Origin of the sequence: Chachezhania antarctica, from assembly GCF_003646465.1 — a bacterium.
Taxonomy (GTDB): domain Bacteria; phylum Pseudomonadota; class Alphaproteobacteria; order Rhodobacterales; family Rhodobacteraceae; genus Chachezhania; species Chachezhania antarctica.
Window position 1 is genome coordinate 163,456 of record NZ_QZEX01000006.1, and the last position, 21,370, is coordinate 184,825.

Sequence of the window (21,370 nt, forward strand, 5' to 3'; positions counted from 1 at the left end):
CAGAGCCCCCTTTCAACCGGTCAAACCCGTCCTGCGGTTGTCGTTTGGTGGATCAGAGCTCGATCGCTTCCAGAAGCACCGGTTCGATCACCTTCACGTCTGGCAGTTCCTCGATCAGGACCTCGGCCGATTGTTCGAGAAGCGGGAACGTCTTGTAGTGGCCCGGGATCACCGTATCGAAGTTGAAATAGCGCCGGGCGGCATAGGCGGCGGCCTTCATGCTCATGGTGAAATGGCCGCCCGCCGACAGGATGCCGATATCGGGTTTGTAGTAGTCGGCGAACCAGTCCATGTCGGCCATAACATCGGTATCGCCCGAGAAATAGATCATTCGGCCCTCGGCCCCGATCATGTAGCCAACTTCCGATCCGGCCGCCTTCAGCCCCTCGGGCGTGCCGAAGGTCGAGGAATGTTCGGCCTTGACCATCGACACGGTCACGTCGCCCAGATCGACCGTGCCGCCCTTGTTCATGCCGATGGTCTCGATGCCTTCGGCCTCGCCCCAATGGCTCATCAGGTCGAACTGGCCGATCACCGGCACGCTGTATTTCTTTGCCAGCGGCAGCACGTCGGCCACGTGGTCGAAATGCGCGTGCGTCAAAAGGATCATGGTGACGCCATCCGTCGCCTCGTCATGACGATCCTCGGGCATGACCGGGTTTCCCGTCAGCCAGGGGTCGATCAGCAACACCTTGTCGCCGGTCTCGAGCCGAAAACTGCCATGTCCAAGCCAGATGAGTTTCATGTAATTCTCTCCGAAGCGGTCCTAGTTCGTTCCGCGGCGACCCTAACATCGGTTCGGAAAATGTCTATGAATTGGACGCAGAGCATCGACGGCTATTGCGAACGGCTCGATCCCGGGTTCTGGGCCGAGCCTGTGAACGCGCTGACAAACGCCGCTTTTCTGCTGGCGGCGTTCATCATGTGGCGCCGGGTGCGGGGGCGGGGAATGCCGCTGGCGATGGGCATGGTCTGGGTGCTGACGGCCATCGGGATCGGCAGTTTCCTGTTTCATACCTTCGCCCAGCCCTGGGCCGGACTGGCGGACACGGCCCCGATTCTCTTCTTCATCCTGCTCTATATCTACGCCGCCAACCGGCACTTCTGGGGCTTGGGCGTTTGGTGGGCGCTGGCAGCCACGGTGGCCTTCCTGCCCTTTGCCGCGCTGACGGTGCCGATCTTCCAGATGATTCCCGGGATCGGAAGCTCGGCCGGGTACATGCCCGTGCCCCTTCTGATCGCCGCTTATGCCGTGGGTTTGCGCCACCGTGCGCCCGCAACGGCGCGCGGGCTGGCCATCGGTGCGGGCCTTCTGGTCCTGTCGCTCACCTTCCGGACGGTCGACGAACCGGTCTGCGATACCGTCCCCTTGGGCACTCATTTCCTGTGGCATCTGCTGAACGGTTTGCTTCTAGGCTGGATGATCGAGGTCTACCGGCGGCATTTGCTGCACCTCCGGGCGCCGGGCGGTCTTGCCGGCAGCGGCGGCGGGCGGTAAACGCGGCCTGTCCAGCGCAACCCATATCAGAGGACGCCCATGTCGATCGACGAAAGCACCGCCGCGAAAGTCGCCAGCCTGGCCCGTATCCGGGTCGAGGCGGAAGAGCTTCCCGCCCTGGCCGCCGATTTCAACCGCATCCTGGGGTTCATCGAGCAATTGGGCGAAGTGGATATCGATGGTGTCGAGCCCATGGTCTCGGTCACGCCGATGAAGCTGCGCCTGCGCGAGGATGTCGTGACCGACGGGGGCCAGCCCGAAAAGGTCCTGTCGAACGCGCCCGATGCGCGCGAAGGGTTCTTTGCCGTGCCGAAGGTGGTGGAATAATGTCCGATCTGACGAAGCTGGGCCTGGCCGATGCGCGCGATGCGCTGACAAAGGGCGAAACGACCTCCGTTGAACTGACCGAAGCGTTCCTGACCGCGATCGAGGCCGCGGACGGGCTGAACGCCTATGTCCACAAGACGCCCGAGATCGCGATGGACCGCGCGAAAGCCGCCGATGCGGCGCGTAGGACTGCCGAAGCCGGACCGCTCTGCGGTCTGCCCTTGGGTATCAAGGACCTGTTCTGCACGCAGGGCGTGGCCTCGCAGGCGGGATCCAGGATCCTCGAAGGCTTCAAGCCGGAATATGAAAGCACCGTGACGTCCAAGCTGTGGGACGCGGGCGCGGTGATGCTGGGCAAGCTCAACATGGACGAATTCGCCATGGGCTCGTCCAACGAAACCTCGACCTATGGCCCCGCGGTAAACCCGTGGCGGCAGACGGGCGACGACAAGAGCCTGACCCCCGGCGGATCGTCGGGCGGATCGTCGGCCGCGGTGGCGGCGGACCTGTGCCTTGCGGCGACCGCCACGGATACCGGCGGGTCCATCCGCCAACCCGCGGCCTTCACCGGCACGGTGGGGCTGAAGCCCACCTACGGCCGTTGTTCGCGCTGGGGCATCGTGGCATTTGCGTCCTCGCTGGATCAGGCGGGGCCGATCACAAAGTCGGTGCGCGATGCCGCGATCATGCTGGGCGCGATGGCGGGGCACGATGCGAAGGATTCGACCAGCGCCGAACTGGCCGTTCCGGATTTCGAGGCGATGCTGACCGGTGACATCAAGGGCCAGATCATCGGCATTCCGAAGGAATACCATGTCGACGGGATGCCCCCGGAGATCGACACGCTCTGGACCCGCGGCAAGGAAATGCTGGCGGATGCAGGTGCGAAGATCGTCGATATCTCGCTGCCCCATACGAAATACGCGCTGCCGACCTATTACGTGATCGCCCCGGCCGAAGCGTCGTCGAACCTCGCGCGGTATGATGGCGTGCGCTACGGCCGCCGCGCTGCGCTGGCGCAGGGGGACGGGATCACCGATCTGTACGAGAAAACCCGCGCCGAAGGCTTTGGGGACGAGGTGAAGCGGCGCGTGATGGTGGGCACCTACGTCCTGTCGGCCGGCTTCTACGACGCCTATTACAACCGCGCGCGGAAGGTGCGGACGCTGATCAAGAAGGATTTCGAGGATGCCTTTGCCCAAGGGGTCGATGCAATCCTGACGCCCGCGACGCCTTCGTCGGCTTTTCCCATCGGCGCTATGGAAGATGCCGATCCGGTGCAGATGTACCTGAACGACGTCTTCACTGTGACGGTGAATCTGGCCGGGCTGCCGGGGATCTCGGTTCCCGTCGGGTTGGACGCCAAGGGTCTGCCGCTGGGGCTGCAGCTGATCGGCCGTCCGTGGGAAGAGGGCGCCTTGCTGAACACCGCCTATGCGATGGAAAAGGCCGCAGGTTTCGTGGATAAGCCCGCCCGTTGGTGGTAACCTGCTGCGTATAACAAGAACCTGAGGCAGGAACCTTCAAGATGCAGTGCGCTTCCCTGATGCGCGTGGCCGGAGCTGTGGCGGTACTGACCGCGGCTGCGGCCTGTTCACCCTATGTGCCCGACAGCGGCGCCGAGTACGGCGCGGGGCCGATGACAGCCGTCTCCGATACGAGGTACCGGGCGCCCGTTGTTCCGGCCGCGGGGCCGGTCGCGACGCAGACCCTGGGCGCGGCGCCGGGTTCCGACGACATTGCCGGACAGACGGCGGCCGTTCTGGCCGGGTCCAGTGTGCCCGGCCCCAGCGCATCACCGGACGTGTCGATGGCGGGTCTTTCGGACGAGAACGATTTCGCGGCCGTTGCGGCGCGGGAAAGTATCGAGAGCGACGCCGCCCGGCTGGAGCGGCAGCGCGCCGCGTTCGAGATCGTGGAGCCTACGGCGGTGCCGCAGCGCAGCGGCAGCGGTTCGCCCAATATCGTGACCTATGCGCTGGACACGTCCCGCCAGTTGGGCATGTCGCAGTATACACGGCTGGGCGTCGCCAAGTCCGCGCGCGCCGATAGGAACTGCGCGCGGTTCCGCAGCGATGACCGGGCGCAGACGGCGTTTCTTGAGAAAGGCGGGCCGCGGAAGGATCCGATGGGGCTCGACCCCGATGGCGACGGCTTTGCGTGCGGCTGGAACCCGGCGACGTTCCGGCTGGCGGTCGCGGGATGACAGGCCCGGCCGTCGAAGCGCCCGCGCGCGCGCAGGCCGGCCCACCCGCCCACCCCGGTCGGATCGCTGCGCGATCCTCCCGCCGTCCTGCGCGCGCGCGGGCGCCGCGGAGGGGATAGGGCATGGATCTGCGGTGNGGCGCCGCGGAGGGGATAGGGCATGGATCTGCGGTGGCACCCGTCCCCCAATTTCACCGTTCGGCCCGAGGGCGAGCGGCCCGAGCTGGTCGTGATCCATTTCACCGCGATGGAAAGCTGTGCCGCCGCGTTGGAGCGGCTGTGCGATCCGGTGGCGGAGGTCTCCTCGCACTACCTGATCGGCCATGACGGAACGGTCTGGCACATGGTCGAGGAGGAGATGCGCGCCTGGCATGCCGGGGTCAGCACCTGGGCCGGGCGCGCGCGGGTGAATCACCGCTCGATCGGGATCGAGCTGGACAATCGCGGCACGCATCCCTTTGCCGAACCGCAGATGGCGGTGCTGGAGCAGCTGCTGGCGGACATCCTGCAGCGCTGGGGCATCCCGCCCGAAGGCGTCGTAGGCCATTCCGACATAGCACCCGAACGCAAGCAGGACCCGGGCCCGCGCTTCGACTGGCAGCGGCTGGCGCGGCAGGGGCTTTCGGTCTGGCCCCAAGCGGTGGGGCAGGGCGATCCGTACGCCTTCCGGGCCGACCTACGCCGCATAGGCTACCCGGATGACGCGCCCGACGCCGTTCTGCAGGCCTTCCGCGACCGGTTCCGGCCCGGCGCCACAGGCCCCGTGGACGCGACCGATGCCGCCATCGCCCGCGACCTGGCGGAACGCTTCGGCGTTGACCGCGACACCGCCAGCGCCTAAGCCCCACGGGCGCGGAGGGCCGGATGGCCGCGGGAGCGATCCCGAGGAAAGTCCGGACTCCCTGAAGCAACGGTGCCGGGTAACGCCCGGGCGGGGCAACCCGACGGACAGCGCCACAGAGAAGAGACTACCTGCGTTCGCGCAGGAAAAGGTGAAACGGTGGGGTAAGAGCCCACCGCGGGCCCGGCAACGGGACCGGCATGGCAAGCCCCACCGGGAGCAATGCCAAATAGGACCTCCGCGCGGGCCGCTTTCCGGTGCCGCAGGGCCGCTTCAGCCCCGGGAGGTCGGGTTGGCAGCTAGAGGCGGCACGGCAACGTGCGGCCAAGAGGAATGGTCATCCATGGGGGCGCATGCCCCCGGGACAGAATCCGGCTTACAGGCTCTCCGCGCAAAATAGCCCCTCCGGGCCACCGGACCCGGTTGACACCACCGCCGCCGGATGTAAAAGGCGGGCTTCACGGATTTCACGGGCGCCCTTGCAGCCCGTTGCAAGAGAGACGCTCAGGAGACGAGACATGGCTAAACCAGTCACCATCAAGATCCGCCTGAATTCGACCGCAGGCACCGGCCACTTCTACGTGACCAAGAAGAACGCACGCACGATGACCGAGAAGATGACGGTCCGTAAGTACGACCCCGTTGTGCGCAAGCATGTCGAATACAAGGAAGGCAAGATCAAGTGATCCCGCCCGGGCTGCGGTAACCTGCGGCCCGTCACGACCCGGTCAAGAAAATCAGGGGCTCCGCCATCGGCGTGAGCCCTTTTTCGTGCGCGGGGGTCGTAGGGGGCGGTGCGTGGAGACCACGCACCCTACCGCCCGTCAGGCAGTGATCACCGTCGTGGGAACCTTGCCGTAGGGTACGTGGTCTCCACGCACCGTAACCCGCCGCGCTCATTAAACCCGCCCAAAAAAAAAGGCCGGCCCCGCGGGACCGGCCTTCAGACCGTCTGGTTTCAAGAGCGCGCCAGGTTATTCCTGCGAGCCCATGAAGAAGAGCAGGAACTGGAACATGTTCAGGAAGTCCAGGTACAGGCTCAGCGCGCCGAAGGTCGCCGACTTGTTCAGCCATTCCTGATCGCCCACCTGCGCATGCGCGATGTAATCGCTCTTGATGCGCTGGGTATCGTAGGCCGTCAGGCCCGCGAAGATCAGGACACCGATCGCCGAGATCGCGAACATCATTGCAGGCGACTGCAGGAAGATGTTGATGATCATCGCGATCACCAGGCCGATCACGCCCATCACCAGGAATGTGCCCATGCCGGACAGGTCCTTCTTGGTCGTGTAGCCGTAAAGCGACAGACCGGCGAAGGCGACCGCGGTGACAAGGAACGTCTGGACGATCGAATACTGCGTGTAGATCAGGAAGATCGAGCTGAGCGACAGGCCGATCAGCACCGCAAAGACGAAGAAGCCCAGCTGTGCAGCGGACGCCGACGCCTTGCGCATGATCGGGCCGATCCCGAAGAACAGGATCGCCAGCGGCGCGAACATGATCACCCATTTCAGCGGCGACACGTAGATGGCCTGGCCCAGGGCGGTCAGGTATTCGCCTTCGCGGATCATGATCCCCGTAACGTTCGGGTCGGACGTCACTGCCAGACCGGAAATCGCCCAGGCCGCCAGTGCGGTGATCAGCATGCCCACGGACATCGTGCCGTAGACCTTGTTCATGTGGGCGCGGAGGCCCTCGTCAATCTGAGCGGTGCGTACCCCTGCGCCCGTCCGGATTGTGTTGTATTCAGCCATGTGAGCTGGTCTCCATTAACCCTGTTTCCCCTGCCGGTTGAGCCCGGCAGACCTCATTCGGAAATATCGGTAAGCGCGCCCTGATTTTCAAGCGATTCAGGTGGGTTTCGGGGGTGGAATGACGTTTTTTTGACCGTTGGTCGCGGAAACCTTCGGATCGGGGCGCCCTGACTGCCCGTGAAACGAAAAACACCGGCGCGGGCAGTGCCCTGTCGCCGGTGTTATGTGGGGCCTGTCGGGGCCTGTTTCGAGAGGGGGCGTTCACCCCCGGCGCGGTATTTCAAGGGCGGCCGCCGCCCGACGCGGATCAACGGGTCCAGTGTGCGGGCGCATCCCAGAAGCCACGTCCGGATTCGGTGCGGGCTTCGGCGCGGGTCAGGCCCAGGTCGTTCAGCGCGGCGTCGTCCAGGCGTTCCAGGGCGGCACGTTCGCGGCGGACGGATGCCAGGTGGCCAAGAAGGGCAACCGGGTTGCCGAATTCGACGCGGGGCAGCACGCGGTTCAGGATCAGGTCGGTCATGGTCTTTGTCCTTTCGTCATTCTGTGATGGCTCGAGTGTTTCTGTTCGCTTCTGTTGATGTATGTGGAGGAGTGTGCTCTATTTGTGAAACGAATGTTTGTGAGCCCCACCATCACGGAGTGTGATGCATGCGAAATCTCGACCTGACGACCCTGCGGTCCTTCGTGGCCGTGGCCGATACCGGCGGCGTGACGCGGGCCGCGTCCTACTTGAATCTCACGCAATCTGCCGTGTCGATGCAGATCAAGCGGCTGGAGGAGATGCTGGGCGTCCCCGTGCTTGACCGGTCGGGCAGGAAGATCCAGCTGACGTCGGCCGGCGACCAGCTTCTGGCCTATGCACGGCGGATGGTGACCCTGAACGACGAGGCCGTGGGCCGCCTGACGGATGACGCGTTCGAAGGCGAGATCGTGATCGGCGTGCCGCACGACATCATCTACCCCGCGATCCCGCGCGTGTTGCAGCAGTTCAACGCGGCCTATCCAAGGATGGGTGTGCAGCTGTTGTCAAACTATTCGTCGATGCTGCGGCAATCCTTCATGCGCGGCGAATGCAAGATGATCCTGACCACCGAGAACGAGGCCCCGCCCGAGGCCGAGACATTGGCGGAACGGCCGCTGTGCTGGGTGGGGGCGCCCGAAGGCATCCATTGGCGGCAGAAACCGATCCGGCTGGCCTTCCTGCGCCAGTGCGCCTTCCGGCCCCAGGCCATCGCGGCGCTGGAACAGGCCGAGCTGCCCTGGGTGATGGCCGTCGACACGGCGTCGGACCGAGCGATGGAAGCGACGGTCTCGGCGGACCTTGCGATCACGGCAATGATCGATGGGACCGAGCCGCCGCAACTGCGCCAGATAGATCCGTCCCTGCTGCCGCCGCTGCCGCAGCAGAAGATCAATTTCTACGCGCCCGATTCCCACAGCACGCGGCCGGAGGCGGATCTGGCCGACCTTCTGCGCCAGAACTTCCGGCAATTGAGCGCGGCACCGCTGAAAGCCGTCATCTGAGGACCAGTCCAACCGTCACCCACATCATGCCGGCCTGAATGCCGTTGCCGGCCGATCAGGTGGCTCTGCCCCCGCCCGCTCCAGTAGTGCGGACTCCCCCGAGGTACTTGGGGACCAAAGAAGCCAGGGTCCCCTGCTTCTTCTTTTCCCAAATACTCCCGCCGGAGGCATCCGGCAGGACATGCCGCAGCGTGCCGCTGGTCTGATTGCCCGAGCCTGAGCGGCGGGCTCAGGGCAGGATCACGACCTTGCCGGTGGCTTTCCTTGTGCGCAGCAGGTCCAGGCCGGCCGCGACCTCGTCCAGCGGCAAAACGTTGCTGACATGGGGCGCAAGACGGCCGTCGAGGTACCAGCGCGTCAGTTCTTCCAGGCTGTCGCGGATGATCTGTGGGCGGAATTTCATGTAGCCGCCGATGTAGAAGCCGATGACGGTCAGGTTCTTGACCAGAAGGTGATTGGCCGGGATCTGGGGCACGTCCCCGCCGGCGAAGCCGATGGGCAGCAGGCGGCCGCCGGGGTTGGTGGCCCGGAAGGCCGCGCGGAAGACATCGCCGCCGACCGTGTCATAGACCACGTCGGCACCGCCCAGGTCCTTCAGTCGCTGGCGGAGGTCCTCTTCTCCGTCGATCAGGATATCTGCCCCTGCCGCCCGCGCGATCGCCAGCTTTTCGGGTCCGCGGGCCTGCGCGATCACGCGGGCGCCCAGAAGCGCGCCGATCTCGACCGCCGTCAGGCCCACGCCACCGGCGGCGCCGGTGACCAGCAGCGTCTCTCCCGGCGCGAGGTGGGCCAGCCCCTTCAGCGCGACATGCGAGGTGCCGTAGGCGATCTGGAAGGCGGCGGCATGTTCATAGGACATCGCGTCGGGGATCTTCACCACGCGGTCGGCCGGAAAGGCGCCCGTTTCGGCCAGCCCGCCCTGACCGCCAAAGACGCAGACCCGGTCACCGGGCGAAAAACTATCGACATTCGCGCCCGTTTCGATCACGTCGCCGGCGGCCTCCATCCCCAGCGTGAAGGGCGGCTCGGGGATGTCCTGGTAGGTCCCCCGGATCATCAGCGTATCGGCAAAGTTCAGCCCCACGGCCCGGATCCTGATCAGAACTTCGCCCGCTTGGGGCCGCGGCTCCGGAAGGTCGACAAATCCGGGATCCGTTCCGGCAGTGGTGATCTGGTAGGCACGCATCTTTCTTCTCCGCGTGGAATGATGTGAAAGGCGCATTTCGATCGCCGACCTGATCCGATTTCCTGTTTTCGGAGGGCCGGCTGCATCCGCAACAACGCTGCCGGGGATAGGCGTGATTCCAGATCTGTGCAACGCAACCCAAGGGCGGATGCGGACAATCCCGACAGTGATGAGCCGATCCAGTGTTCAAGAAACTTAATTCGGGCGGGGCGAAAGACGATCTCGCCTGCTTAACGTAAGGTCATGCAGGCGTTGAATCCTGTCGCCCGGAATCCCCTTTCGAGGCATATAGGCGCTGGTTTCGCCGTCGACAGGGGCGCACGCGCCAAATTTGGTGGACAACTCAACCATGTTGTCGGGCCGTTAACCATAATGCCGGGCGGATTTCGCAATATTACCGTCATTCAACTTATCGTCGTTATCGATCTCACGCGATTCAACCATCTTGCATTCGCGTCCGGAAACCCTATTGTTAGGAACCGCTAGACAAGAAATGACTGGAAGCGGCTATATGTGGCCCAATGTCCATTACCCGGCACATGACGCATTTGGGACGCGCGGAAGGTGCGGGTCGAAGGCTTGGAAATGCCAAAGCTCTGGGGACAGTCATTTTTAGGATTGGCTAACAGGAGATAAGAACATGGCCCACCACGTGGACATCCACGTCGGCAAGCGCGTCAGACATCGTCGATGGCTGATCGGAATGACTCAGCAGCAGCTTGCAGAACAGGTTGGAATCAAATTCCAGCAAATTCAAAAGTATGAAACCGGTGCGAACCGGGTCAGCGCGTCCCGTCTTTGGGATATCGCCGATGCTCTGGACGTTCCCGTCAGCTTCTTCTTTGAAGGCCTGGACGAAGAGGCGGCGACCGCCGGCGAAGGGGGCAGCGTGCCCGCCGACCTGATGGGCGACAAGGAAGCGCTGGATCTCGTCCGGTCGTACTACGCGATTCCGGAAAACCAGCGCCGCCGCCTGTTCGAACTGGCCCGCGTGCTGAGCGACGTCGCCTGAGACGAAAATCGATTCGCGTGTTGGCCTGACCCGGCCGCACGCCAAAAGGCCGGGCAGGGGATTGCCCGGCTTTTATTTTGCGCCGACATCCCCGCACGGACCTGACATGCCTTGCCTGCCGGAGATGGATAGGTCTATCTGCGGGCATGTCCGCCCCTTCCCACATCACCGCTGAAACCGGATCCGAACTGTCGGATCTGGACCTTGCCCACCGCATGGCCGACGCGGCGCGCGCCGCGATCCTGCCGTGGTTTCGCACCGCAGGTCTGGCGGCCGACAACAAGGCGGCATCAGGCTTCGATCCCGTGACCGCGGCCGACCGCGCGTCGGAAGCCGCAATGCGCGCCCTTCTGGCCGAACACCGGCCCGATGACGGGATCTGGGGCGAAGAGATGGGCCAGAGCGCCGGCACCAGCGGCCGGATCTGGGTGCTTGACCCGATCGACGGCACGCGCGCCTTTCTCAGCGGCACGCCCACCTGGGGTGTTCTGATCGCGCTTGCGGAAAGTGGCGAAGTGCCGCGGCCCGTGCTGGGGGTGATCGACCAGCCCTATATCGGCGAGCGTTTCATCGGCGGCTCGGGTATCGCGGCGTCGATGACCGGCCCGCAAGGTGCGGCGCCGATGGCGACGCGGGCAACCGAACGGCTGGACGAGGCGGTGCTCTTCACCACTTTCCCCGAGGTCGGAACCCAAGCGGAGCGCAACGCCTTCGAAGATGTTGCAAAGCAGGTGAAACTGGTCCGCTACGGCATGGATTGCTATGCCTACGCGCTGCTGGCGGCGGGCCAGATCGATCTTGTGATCGAGGCGGGGCTGCATGCCTACGACATCATGGCCCCCATCGCGGTGATCGAAGCGGCCGGTGGCGTGGTCACCGACTGGCAGGGCGGACCGGCCGGGAACGGTGGCCAGGTCCTTGCCGCGGCAAATCCGGACGTGCACCGGGCCGCGCTCGAATTGTTGCGAGATAGCACTTCCCATTGACGTGCCGCAGTGCAGCGTTAACGTGTTAATACCATCGTGAAGCAATTCCCGCCAAGGGGATAGCCAACAGGACACCACGACGGCGCGCGTCCACTGACCGGGGGAGTGGTCATGTCCGACTATTTCATTGAAAGCGCCCGGACCATCGTGACGATGGACGACGAGCGCCATGAACTCGACGGGGCGGATATCCTTGTCCGCGACGGCGCGATTGCCGCCATCGGCCCGGGCCTTGCGCGTCACATGCCGCAGGACAATGCCTGGCGGGGCGAGGTGATCGATGCCGCAGGCTGCGTGGTGACGCCGGGGCTGGTGAACACGCACCACCATCTCTACCAGACGCTGACGCGCGCGGTTCCGGGCGGACAGGATGCGCTGCTGTTCGGGTGGCTCCAGACGCTCTATCCGATCTGGGCGAAATACGGGCCCGAAGAGCACTACATCTCGACCATGACGGGGCTGGCGGAACTGGCGCTGTCGGGCTGTTCGATGACGTCCGATCATTGCTACGTCTTCCCCAACGGCGCACGGCTGGACGACACGATCGCCGCGGCAGGCGAAATCGGGCTGCGCTTCCACGCCACGCGCGGCGCGATGAGCATCGGTGAAAGCCTGGGCGGCCTGCCGCCCGACAGCCTTGTCGAGGATGAAGGCGCGATACTGGAAGATTGCATCCGCGTGGTGGACAGGTTCCACGACGCATCCGACGCGTCGCTGCTGCGGGTGGCGCTGGCGCCGTGCTCGCCCTTCTCGGTCAGCCGCGAGTTGATGCGCGACGCCGCTTTGCTGGCCCGCGACAAGGGCGTGATGCTGCATACCCACCTGGCCGAGAATGCCGAGGACATCGCCTATTCGCTGGAGAAATTCGGCTGTCGGCCGGGCCAGTATGCCGAAGATCTGGGCTGGACCGGCCCGGATGTCTGGCATGCTCATTGCGTGCAGCTTGATGCGCAGGAGATCGGGCTTTTCGCACGCACTTTGACCGGCGTGGCACATTGCCCCTGCTCGAACTGCCGCCTGGGATCGGGGATCGCCCCGATTGTGGCGATGCGCCGCGCCGGCGTGCCGGTGGGGCTGGGGGTCGATGGCTCGGCTTCGAACGACAGCGGCAATATCGCCGAGGAAGCACGTCAGGCGATGCTGCTCCAGCGCGTGGCCAACGGCGCGGACGCGATGAGCGCGCGCACCGCGCTGGAAATCGCGACCCGTGGCGGGGCCGACGTGCTGGGGCGCCCGGAATGCGGCCGCCTGGCGGTTGGCAAACGCGCCGATATCGCGATCTGGGACGTCTCCGGCATCGAAAGCGCCGGCAGCTGGGACCCGGCCGCGCTGCTTCTGGCCGGCCCGCGCAAGGTGCGCGACCTCCTGGTCGAAGGGCGCCGCGTGGTGGCGGACGGCCAACTGGTCACGGCCGACGTGTCCAGGATCGCGGCCCGCCAGCGCGCCGCCGTTGCACGGTTGCAGGCCTAGCCCTGTTCAGGATTTGCACCGGAGCGCAATTCGCGCGCGTCCGTCTGCCTCCGGCGGGAGTATTTGGGAAGAGGAGAAGTAGGGGATCCTGACTTCTTTGGTCTTCTAATAGCTCAGGGGTGTGGGGACGGCGTCCCCACGCACGGCCCGGCGTTCGGTCCCGACGATCCACGCGTCATGCGTCGAAGAACTGACGGACGCCACCGATCCAGACCTCGCTGACCGCGCGGTCGTCGCCCATCATGATCGTGGGGAACACGGCCTCCCACAGGTCATCCGCGCGCGCGGTGCGCTGCGCGATGGCGGGCGTCGAGGCGAGGTCGAGCACGACAACGTCTGCGTCCGCCCCGGGGGCGAGGTTCCCGATCACGCCGCCCATCCGCAGGGCCTCGGCCGAACCTTGCGTGGCGAGCCACAGGAGTTGCGCCGCGTGAAGGGGCGTGCCCGTCAGCTGCCCGATCTCGTAAGCGGCGGCCATGGTGCGCAGCATCGAGAAACTCGACCCGCCGCCGGTATCGGTCGCCAGCCCGACGATCTGCCCTTCCGCCTTCCTCCGGCCCATGTCGAACAGACCGGAGCCTATGAAGGTGTTCGACGTCGGGCAGTGAACCACCGCGGCGCCGACCTCCCGCAGCCGGTCGCGTTCGCGCGGTTCCAGGTGGATCGCGTGGCCATAAAGCCCGCCGGGGCGCAGCAGGCCGTGGCGCTCGTAGGTGTCGAGGTAGTCGCGCGCCTCGGGAAACATGCCCATGACCCACTCGATCTCGTCCGTCTGTTCGCTGAGATGGGTCTGCATCGGGCAGTCGGGGTGCTGGGCCCAGAGACTGCCGAGCGCGTCCAGCTGGTCGGGCGTGGAGGTGGGCGAGAAGCGCGGCGTGATGGCGTATGTCAGCCGATCCACGCCGTGCCAGCGGTCCAGCAGCGCCTTGCTGTCGTCATAGGCGGATTGCGCCGTGTCCCGCAGGCCGTCCGGCGCGTTGCGATCCATGCAGGTCTTGCCGGCGATGATGCGCTGCCCGCGGGCCTGCGCTTCCGTGAAGTAGGCATCGACGCTTGCCGGGTGGGTCGTGCAGAAGCTGCAGATCGTCGTCGTGCCGTTCCGGGCCGTCAGGTCCAGATGGCGGGCCGCGATCTCGGCCGCGTAGGCGGGATCGCCGAACCGCATCTCCTCGGGAAAGGTATAGCTGTTCAGCCAGTCGATCAGCCGCTTGCCCCAGCTCGCTATGATGGCCGTCTGCGGATAATGCGCGTGGGCGTCGACGAAACCGGCCATCACCAGCTTGCCCGGATGATCCACGCAGGCCGCATGCGGGAACCGGCGTGTCAGGTCCGCCACCGTGCCCAGTGCGGCAACATGGCCGCCGGTGATCGCCACCGCCTCGTGGAACTTCGCGGCGTCGGCGATGTTCACATCGAAGGGCTGCGCCACGAAGGACAGGACATGGCCTGTGATGATTGTCGTTTCTGCCATGATGGGACCGCCCTTGAACTTGATCACGCCGGCCACGATAGGCGCCTCGCCGCGACCGGTAAACGCACCTATTGTCACTGTTTTCCCGACGGTGTTTTGCCTAAACCAAGGCGAACGCCATTGGAATCGGCAATCGCGGCCATGCGCCTGCCGACTGGACACGAACGCCGAAAGGCCCAGTTTCAAGTTGTTCCCGAAACCCTGTAGGCTGCGGGCAATTCCGCGGGGGGTCAGTCGGCGAACCGGTCAGCAGCGAAAGGGCAGGCGATGACGGATATGTCCAACCACGAGACGATGGACCCGGCGGAAAGTTCCTACGCTCTGGATCCGCGGCGGATCGCGTCGATCCTGCTGGCGGTCGACAATGGCGAGCGCGACCAGCTTATGGAGCATCTCGAACCGCTCCACGCCGCCGACATCGCCGACTTCCTGGAGCAGACGACACCGGCCGACCGCGCGCGCTTCATCGAGCTTCTGGGTAATGAATTCGATGGCGATATCCTGTCGGAGCTGGAAGAGGGCCTGCGCGAGGAAGTGATCGCGCTCCTGCCGCTGTCGGTTCTGGCCGAAGCGGTGCGCGATCTGGAAAGCGACGATGTCGTCGACCTGGTCGAGGACCTGTCCGAAAGCGATCAGGCCACGATTCTCGGCGCGCTGGAAGACAGCGACCGGATCGCGGTGCAGCAATCGCTGTCCTACCCGGAATATTCCGCGGGCCGCCTGATGCAGCGCGAGGTCGTGATGGCGCCCGAGCACTGGACCGTCGGGCAGGCCATCGATTTCATGCGCAGCGCCGAGGATCTGCCGGACCAGTTCTACCACATGGTCCTGGTCGATCCGCGGATGCACCCCGTGGCCAACGTCACCCTCGGCCGGATCATGGGATCCAGCCGCGAGGTGAAGCTGGCCGACATCGCCGAGGAGATCTTCCGCACCATCCCGGTGACGGAGGACGAGGGCGAAGTGGCCTATGCCTTCAACCAGTATCACCTGATCTCGGCGCCGGTCGTTGATGGCGAAGGCCGGCTGGTCGGCGTGATCACCATCGACGACGCGATGGCCGTGCTGGACGAGGAGCACGAGGAAGACATCCTGCGCTTGGCCGGTGTGGGCGGCGACGGATCGCTTTCGGAAGGCGTGTTGCAGACGTCGAAGGGCCGGGTGCCGTGGCTGGCGGTGAACCTGTGTTCGGCGATCCTGTCGTCTATCGTGATCTCGACGTTCGACGAGGCGATCGGGGCGTTCGTGGCGCTCGCGATCCTGATGCCGATCGTGGCCTCGATGGGGGGCAATGCGGGCACCCAGACGCTCACGGTGGCCGTCCGCGCGCTGGCCACGAAGGACCTTACCCGCGCCAACGTCTGGCGTGTGATCCGGCGCGAGGTGTTGGTGGGGCTTCTGAACGGGCTTGTCTTCGCCACGGTGATGGGCACGCTGGGCGGGCTCTGGTTCGGGATGCCGCAGCTGGGTGCGGTGATTGCCGCGGCGCTGATCGTGAACATGGTCATCGCGGGGCTTGCCGGGACCATCGTGCCGGTCGTGCTGGCGAAGGTCGGCGCCGACCCGGCGCTGGCGTCGGGCACCTTCGTGACCACGACGACCGACCTGATGGGATTCTTTGCGTTTCTTGGTCTGGCCTCGGTGGTGTTGCTATGACCCTGGCCGACATCAAGGCAGAGGCGCGCAAGGCGGCCTTCGCCCGGCGCAAGGCGGCGCATGAGGGCCAGAGCGGCGATCCGGCGGCGCAACTGAAGGCCGTGCTGGACGAGCATCGCGGGCGGCCCCTGTCGGGCTACCTGCCGATCCGGACAGAGATCGATCCACGTCCCGCGATGGCAATCGCGGCGGCTTTCGGCCCGGTGTGCGTGCCGGTGATCCAGGGCAAGGGCCTGCCGCTGGAATTCAGCCGGTGGACCCCGCAGGGACCGCTCCGCGAGGGACCGTTCGGCGCCTACGTGCCGGACGTCGATGACTGGATCGTGCCCGAAGTGCTGATCGTGCCTCTGGTGGCGTTCGATGCCTCGGGCGGACGGCTGGGATATGGCGGCGGCTTCTACGACCGGACGCTTGAACGCTTGCGGGCGCGGGGACGGGCGGTGGCCATAGGCTTTGCCTTCGACGCGCAGGAAGCCGACAGCCTGCCGCTGGAGCCGACCGACCAACCGCTGGACCTGATCGTGACCGAAAGCCGGGTGCTGCGTTTCGGATGACCCGGTCGTGTCCCGCGGCGGGATTGGAACAAGCCCTGCCTGCAGCGCCCCGGGGGGGAGACGCCGCCACGGTGTTGACCGGCGCCAGAGTTTCGTGATGATTGCATAAATCGGTTGAGGAGTGTCGGAATGAGCGAGAAAGTCAAAGGGCCTGCATCGTATTTCCCGTCGATCGAGAAGAAATACGGTCGCCCGATATCCGAATGGAAGGACATGATCCGCGCCCGTCCGGATCTGAAGCACATGGAAGCGGTCGCTTGGCTGAAGGAAGAACACGGGCTGGGGCACGGGCACGCCAACGCGCTTGTCGCCGATACGTTGAAAGGGTCCCAGTCATAGCGCCCCGCACCGGGAAGCCGTAGGGTGCGTGGTTCCCACGCACCATGCCACGTTTGCCGCGGTTTGGGCTGTGCGGAAGAACAACCTTGCAGACCGGCGACCTCCAGCTGGAACGACAGCGGCATGTCGCAACTGGCCGATCCGGCCCGCGGATCTGCCCGGGGAACCGGCGCCTCTCCTGCGGATACGTGACGTCCGGCAGATGCAGGCGCGGTGTTGCTTGACGGGCCGCGCGTGGCTTCGCACCTTGCCCCGGTCAAGGAAGGACCCAGCCCATGCCCAACATTCCCCGTATCGAGTCTTACGCCGACGAACTGACCGAGATCCGCCGCGATTTTCATGCGCATCCCGAGATCGGGTTCGAGGAGGTGCGGACCTCGGGTATCGTGGCCGACCTGCTGGCACGCTGGGGCATAGCGGTCACACGGGGGCTGGGAAAGACCGGCGTCGTCGGTGTGCTGGAAGGGCGCGGCCCGGGCCGGACCATAGGGTTGCGGGCCGACATGGACGCGCTGCCGATGGATGAGCAGACGAACCTGCCGTGGACGTCGAAAAATGCCGGCGTGTTTCATGGTTGCGGGCATGACAGCCATACCACGATGCTTCTGGGCGCGGCGCGCTACCTGGCCGAAACTCGGGATTTCGAAGGTACCGTGACCTTCATCTTCCAGCCGGCCGAGGAGGGGCTGGGCGGCGCGCGGGCGATGATCGCCGACGGGCTGTTCGAGCAGTTCCCCTGTGACGAGATCTACGGCATCCACAATTCGCCGTATCACGATCCGGGAATCGTGGGGGTCAAGACCGGCGCGGCGATGGCGGGGGCCGAGTTCTTCGATATCGACATAACCGGCAAGGGCAGCCACGGCGCGGCGCCGCACATGGGACGCGATCCGGTGGTGATCGGGGCGGGGCTGGTGCAGGAACTTCAGACCATCGTGTCGCGGAACGTCTCGGCCACTTCTGCGGCGGTGGTGTCGGTGACGCAGATCCATGGTGGCAACGCCTATAACGTGATCCCGGAAACGGTGCGCCTGTCAGGCACCGTGCGCTACTTCGACCGCGCCGTGAAGGACCAGATCGTGCAGCGGATGCAGGCGCTCTGCGACGGGTTCGCGGTGGCCTTCGAGAGCGAGATCAGGCTCGACGTCCGCAATGTCTTCGACGTGCTGGTGAACGATGCCGACCGCGCGGCCAGCGTGGCCGAGGTGGCGCGCGGTGTCGTGGGCGCGGACAAGGTGATCACGGGGGGCGATCCGGTCATGGGGTCGGAAGACATGGCCGACATGCTGGCCGTGGTGCCGGGCGCCTATTTCACGGTCGGCCACAAGGGGGACGTGCCGGTGCACAATCCGGGTTTCATACTGGATGACGAGATCCTGCCCGTGGGCGCGTCGATGTTCGCCCGGCTGGTGGAGGCCCGCGGCGCTGCCGCATGAAGCTTGGCGGAACAGGGGCGGCGCTTACGTTCAGCGTGAAGGAGAAGGCGCCATGGATGCAGGACGTCTGGCCGAGAAGGCCATGGGCATGGACGACGCCGCCTGGGCGCGCCATGCCAACCCGTGGAGCGGCTGGAGCCGGATCACGATCCTGCCGCTGCTGGCGCTGGCGGTCTGGAGCCAGGTCTGGCTGGGCTGGGCCGCTCTTGTACCGATAGCGCTGGTGCTTTTGTGGGCCTGGGCGAACCCGCGGCTGTTTCCCGCGCCTCGGTCGACCGACAATTGGATGTCGCGGGGCGTTCTGGGCGAACGTGTCTGGCTGGCGCGAAAGGTGGAGCCGATCCCGCAGCATCACGTGCGGATAGCGGGGATTCTGTCGGTGGCGTCCGGCGTCGGGGTCGTGTTGCTGGCGGTGGGACTATGGGTGCTGGATGCGGGCACCGTTCTGGCAGGGCTGCTGCTTTCGATGGGCGCGAAGCTCTGGTTCCTGGACCGGATGGTCTGGCTGAATTCCGAGCGCCCGGACGTGACGCCGCGCCCGGCCAGCGGCCCGCCCGGCCCACCCCCGTCGGATCGCTGACGCGATCCTCCTTGCCGCTCGCCCGGCGCGATGTCGGTAGATGCGGGTGTCTTTGCAAAGGTGATGCGACTTGCGTCCGGTTCGCGCACACCGGAGGACGACGCTTGTCCTTTCGTTTTACCCAATTGTTGACTGATGGTTCGGCGCCTTGTACATTCAACATCATGGTTGAATCAGAATCACTCACACTCGATACCGTCTTTCACGCGCTTGGCGATGCCACGCGGCGGCAGATGTTGCGGGACCTGGAGGGCGGCGCGCGGACGGTGGGCGAACTGGCCGCACCGCATCCGATCTCGCTTGCGGCCGCGTCGAAGCATGTCCGGACGCTGGAGAAGGCGGGGCTGCTCAGGCGCGAGGTGCAGTGGCGGACCCATACCTGCCATCTGAACGCAGAGGCGCTGATCGAGGCGCATGCCTGGCTGGACCGGTACCGGACGTACTGGACCGGGCGGCTGGATGTACTGGAGGATCTGCTGCGGCAGGACGACGAAAACGGCGACACATCAGGGAAAGGATGAAGGACATGACGACGGAGACAATCGACCGCTACGGCGCGCTGACGGCGCCCGATACGCTGACCATCCGGCGCGTGCTGCCGGGACCGGCAGAACGGATCTGGGCCTACCTGACCGATGGTGAACTGCGGCGGAAATGGCTGGCGGCAGGCAGTATGGAGGAACGTGTGGGCGCGGCCTTCACGCTGACATGGCGCAACGACGAACTGACCTCGCCGCCGGGAGCGAAACCGGACGGGTTCGGGGGCGAACACAGCATGGCAAGCACGGTGACGGAATGCGACCCGCCGCGGCGACTGGCGTTCACTTGGGGTGACAGCGGATCGACTGTCGAGATCGATCTTGAACCTGAGGGCGAAGACGTACTGCTGACGCTGGTCCATCGCAGCGTGCCGGAAGGCGATACGCGCCGGATGATCGGGGCCGGGTGGCTTGCGCATCTGGATGTGCTGGAGAGCGTTGCGAAAGGCAAGGCGCCGACTCCGTTCTGGGACAGCTGGACGGCGCTGAAGGCAGAGTACGACGCGCGTTTCTGAGGGGGCGGGAAGGCGAACAGCGCGGCGGTGATCCCCGCGCCCCCGGCGGGCCCGCCCACCCACCCCGCCAGCCCCTTGCGGGGCCGGCGCCCCGACCGTGGGCGCGGGGCGTCGTGCCTGGTGTGGACGGCAAGGGTCTGCTTTTGGCCCGATTTCAGCGTTGCCAATGGGCGCCTTCCGATATGCTTTGCCGCACCAAAACAGAGGCATGTCAGATGGCGGACGCGGACCCCGGACTGGAACGTGTTTTCGCGGAGGCAGGTCACTTTCCGACGGAACTGCGTGTCTTGCGAGTGATCCTGCGGGCCAGCCATCTGACCGAGGAATTCAAATGGCGTGCGCCGGTCTATACGTACGACAGCGCTACTGACGCGACCATCTGTGACTAAAAGGAGAGCGGCACGCTGGGCTTCTTCAACGGCGTGCAGCTGAAGGATCCGGACGGGGTGTTGGCGCCGCCGCGGCCGAACGCACGCTCGGTGCGGTGCGTGGGGACCACACACCCTACGTGTGGCAAGGAACCGGCGGCCAGACGTCTGGTCATCCGCCCAGAAGGGTCAGCCATAGCCATGCCGTCAGCAGGGCCAGGCTGGTCGCGATCAGGACCGACGAGGCGGCGACGCGTTGCCCGCGCCCGTACATCGCGGCGAAGAGATAGGCGTTGAAACCCGGCGGCATCGCGGAATTGATCACGCCGGAGCGGAAGAGATCGGTCGGCAGCTTGAAGAACGTCCCGAAGAGCCACATCAGCGACGGGTGCAAGAGCAGCGAGGCCGAGCAGATGAAGGCCACCGTCTTCCAGTCGCCCTCGAGCTTGTAACGCACCAGCACGCCGCCAAGCGCGAAGAGCGCGCCGGGCAGGGCGGCGCGGGCAATCAGTTGCAGCCCGTCTTCCAGCGCCGTGGGCAGGGGCACGCCGCTGAGGTTGACGGTAAAGCCCAGGACAACGCCCAGGATCAGCGTGTTGGAAAACACAGCCTTGAGGATCCCCAGCGCCATGCCGGGGCCGCCCTTGCCACGATTGCGCACGAACTCCATCGCGGTGATGCCGATGCAATAGCAGAATGGCGCATGGAACGAGATGATGGCGTAGTTGCCGGTCAGGTTGTCGGGGCCGAAGGCGCGTTCGGTGATCGGCAGGCCCAGGAGGATCGAGTTCGAGAACAGGCAGCAGAACCCGATGGCGATGCTGTCTTCCCATGGGCGGCCGAACAGAATCCGGGCGCCGATCAGTCCGACGCAGAAGCACAGGAAGGCCGCCGTGTAGAAGCTGGCCATCAGGCCGGGATTGAAGCTGGCCGACAGGTCCAGCCGGGCGATGGCAAGAAACAGCAGGCAGGGGATGGCGAAGCCCTGGGTGAACTTCATCACCCCTTCGATATGGATGTCGTTCAGAAACCCGCTGCGGGTCACCGCGTATCCTGCGCCGATCACAAGAAAGACCGGCAGGATGACATCGATCAGCGCCTGCATCGCG

At 65.4% G+C, this 21,370-nt stretch carries 23 protein-coding genes and 1 other RNA gene; 18 read left to right on the forward strand and 6 right to left on the reverse strand.

All coding sequences use genetic code 11. The features are described 5' to 3' along the window. Window positions 1-52: 52 nt before the first annotated feature. On the reverse strand, window positions 53-745 hold the full coding sequence (locus D4754_RS13475) for a metal-dependent hydrolase (RefSeq protein ID WP_121064404.1): 693 nt from the start codon (window positions 743-745) through the stop codon (window positions 53-55). Between the two features lie 66 nt (window positions 746-811). On the opposite strand from D4754_RS13475, the gene D4754_RS13480 reads away from it, so the two are divergent. From D4754_RS13480 to rpmG, 7 genes are all read left to right on the forward strand, one after another. Beyond that, complete coding sequence (locus D4754_RS13480; RefSeq protein WP_121064406.1) at window positions 812-1,498, forward strand: ceramidase domain-containing protein; 687 nt, start codon at window positions 812-814, stop codon at window positions 1,496-1,498. Window positions 1,499-1,537: 39 nt separating this feature from the next. Continuing rightward, complete coding sequence (gene gatC / locus D4754_RS13485; protein ID WP_121064408.1) at window positions 1,538-1,825, forward strand: Asp-tRNA(Asn)/Glu-tRNA(Gln) amidotransferase subunit GatC; 288 nt, start codon at window positions 1,538-1,540, stop codon at window positions 1,823-1,825. After that, window positions 1,825-3,312, forward strand: coding sequence for an Asp-tRNA(Asn)/Glu-tRNA(Gln) amidotransferase subunit GatA (gene gatA, locus D4754_RS13490; RefSeq protein WP_121064410.1), 1,488 nt, complete (start codon window positions 1,825-1,827; stop codon window positions 3,310-3,312). The genes gatC and gatA overlap by 1 nt, the downstream gene beginning before the upstream one ends. 41 nt (window positions 3,313-3,353) lie before the next feature. Next, window positions 3,354-4,031, forward strand: coding sequence for a hypothetical protein (locus D4754_RS13495; RefSeq protein ID WP_240453884.1), 678 nt, complete (start codon window positions 3,354-3,356; stop codon window positions 4,029-4,031). Window positions 4,032-4,190: 159 nt separating this feature from the next. Next, window positions 4,191-4,871 (forward strand): N-acetylmuramoyl-L-alanine amidase, encoded by a 681-nt coding sequence (locus D4754_RS13500; protein WP_121064412.1) that lies wholly within the window; start codon window positions 4,191-4,193, stop codon window positions 4,869-4,871. 11 nt (window positions 4,872-4,882) lie between these two features. Continuing rightward, window positions 4,883-5,266, forward strand: an RNA gene (rnpB, locus tag D4754_RS13505) — RNase P RNA component class A. Window positions 5,267-5,389: 123 nt separating this feature from the next. After that, window positions 5,390-5,557 (forward strand): 50S ribosomal protein L33, encoded by a 168-nt coding sequence (gene rpmG / locus D4754_RS13510; RefSeq protein WP_121064414.1) that lies wholly within the window; start codon window positions 5,390-5,392, stop codon window positions 5,555-5,557. 288 nt (window positions 5,558-5,845) lie between these two features. Here rpmG and D4754_RS13515 read toward each other — a convergent pair whose 3' ends face one another. Both D4754_RS13515 and D4754_RS13520 read right to left on the reverse strand, forming a co-directional pair. Beyond that, the gene (locus D4754_RS13515) at window positions 5,846-6,625 is read right to left on the reverse strand and encodes a Bax inhibitor-1/YccA family protein (RefSeq protein ID WP_121064416.1); all 780 of its coding nucleotides are present in this window, start codon (window positions 6,623-6,625) and stop codon (window positions 5,846-5,848) included. 307 nt (window positions 6,626-6,932) lie between these two features. After that, window positions 6,933-7,145 (reverse strand): DUF1127 domain-containing protein, encoded by a 213-nt coding sequence (locus tag D4754_RS13520; protein WP_121064418.1) that lies wholly within the window; start codon window positions 7,143-7,145, stop codon window positions 6,933-6,935. Window positions 7,146-7,273: 128 nt separating this feature from the next. Between D4754_RS13520 and D4754_RS13525 the strand changes: the two genes are divergently transcribed. After that, window positions 7,274-8,149, forward strand: a complete 876-nt coding sequence (locus D4754_RS13525; protein ID WP_121064420.1) for a LysR family transcriptional regulator — start codon at window positions 7,274-7,276, stop codon at window positions 8,147-8,149. A 229-nt stretch (window positions 8,150-8,378) separates the two neighbouring features. On the opposite strand, the gene D4754_RS13530 is transcribed toward D4754_RS13525, so the two are convergent. Beyond that, entirely contained in the window at window positions 8,379-9,335 is a 957-nt protein-coding gene (locus D4754_RS13530; RefSeq protein ID WP_121064422.1) for an NADPH:quinone oxidoreductase family protein, read from the reverse strand. A 640-nt stretch (window positions 9,336-9,975) separates the two neighbouring features. On the opposite strand from D4754_RS13530, the gene D4754_RS13535 reads away from it, so the two are divergent. The 3 genes from D4754_RS13535 to D4754_RS13545 all read left to right on the forward strand — a co-directional run bounded on the left by D4754_RS13535 (window position 9,976) and on the right by D4754_RS13545 (window position 12,803). Beyond that, a complete protein-coding gene (locus D4754_RS13535) occupies window positions 9,976-10,347 on the forward strand; it encodes a helix-turn-helix domain-containing protein (RefSeq protein ID WP_121064424.1) in 372 nt (123 codons plus the stop codon). Window positions 10,348-10,493: 146 nt separating this feature from the next. Then, window positions 10,494-11,333, forward strand: a complete 840-nt coding sequence (gene hisN, locus D4754_RS13540) for a histidinol-phosphatase (RefSeq protein ID WP_121064426.1) — start codon at window positions 10,494-10,496, stop codon at window positions 11,331-11,333. A 111-nt stretch (window positions 11,334-11,444) separates the two neighbouring features. Then, a complete protein-coding gene (locus D4754_RS13545; RefSeq protein WP_121064794.1) occupies window positions 11,445-12,803 on the forward strand; it encodes an 8-oxoguanine deaminase in 1,359 nt (452 codons plus the stop codon). A gap of 175 nt (window positions 12,804-12,978) precedes the next feature. Here the strand turns inward: D4754_RS13545 and guaD are convergent, their stop codons facing one another. Continuing rightward, a complete protein-coding gene (gene guaD / locus D4754_RS13550; RefSeq protein ID WP_121064796.1) occupies window positions 12,979-14,274 on the reverse strand; it encodes a guanine deaminase in 1,296 nt (431 codons plus the stop codon). Between the two features lie 267 nt (window positions 14,275-14,541). On the opposite strand from guaD, the gene mgtE reads away from it, so the two are divergent. From mgtE to D4754_RS13585, 7 genes are all read left to right on the forward strand, one after another. Further along, complete coding sequence (mgtE, locus tag D4754_RS13555) at window positions 14,542-15,930, forward strand: magnesium transporter (RefSeq protein ID WP_121064428.1); 1,389 nt, start codon at window positions 14,542-14,544, stop codon at window positions 15,928-15,930. After that, window positions 15,927-16,484: a 5-formyltetrahydrofolate cyclo-ligase gene (locus D4754_RS13560; protein WP_121064430.1), complete on the forward strand. Its 558-nt coding sequence runs from the start codon at window positions 15,927-15,929 to the stop codon at window positions 16,482-16,484. The genes mgtE and D4754_RS13560 overlap by 4 nt, the downstream gene beginning before the upstream one ends. Before the next feature lie 129 nt (window positions 16,485-16,613). Next, window positions 16,614-16,823 (forward strand): DUF4287 domain-containing protein, encoded by a 210-nt coding sequence (locus tag D4754_RS13565; protein WP_121064432.1) that lies wholly within the window; start codon window positions 16,614-16,616, stop codon window positions 16,821-16,823. A gap of 275 nt (window positions 16,824-17,098) precedes the next feature. Continuing rightward, window positions 17,099-18,259, forward strand: coding sequence for a M20 aminoacylase family protein (locus tag D4754_RS13570; protein WP_121064434.1), 1,161 nt, complete (start codon window positions 17,099-17,101; stop codon window positions 18,257-18,259). Between the two features lie 52 nt (window positions 18,260-18,311). Further along, window positions 18,312-18,839: a DUF6653 family protein gene (locus D4754_RS13575; protein ID WP_240453885.1), complete on the forward strand. Its 528-nt coding sequence runs from the start codon at window positions 18,312-18,314 to the stop codon at window positions 18,837-18,839. 164 nt (window positions 18,840-19,003) lie between these two features. Next, window positions 19,004-19,360 (forward strand): ArsR/SmtB family transcription factor, encoded by a 357-nt coding sequence (locus tag D4754_RS13580; RefSeq protein WP_121064436.1) that lies wholly within the window; start codon window positions 19,004-19,006, stop codon window positions 19,358-19,360. Window positions 19,361-19,365: 5 nt separating this feature from the next. Continuing rightward, complete coding sequence (locus tag D4754_RS13585) at window positions 19,366-19,893, forward strand: SRPBCC family protein (RefSeq protein WP_205589632.1); 528 nt, start codon at window positions 19,366-19,368, stop codon at window positions 19,891-19,893. 540 nt (window positions 19,894-20,433) lie between these two features. On the opposite strand, the gene D4754_RS13590 is transcribed toward D4754_RS13585, so the two are convergent. Continuing rightward, window positions 20,434-21,366 carry an AEC family transporter gene (locus D4754_RS13590; RefSeq protein ID WP_121064440.1) on the reverse strand — a complete coding sequence of 311 codons (933 nt, stop codon included), beginning with the start codon at window positions 21,364-21,366 and terminating at the stop codon, window positions 20,434-20,436. Window positions 21,367-21,370 lie beyond the last annotated feature (4 nt).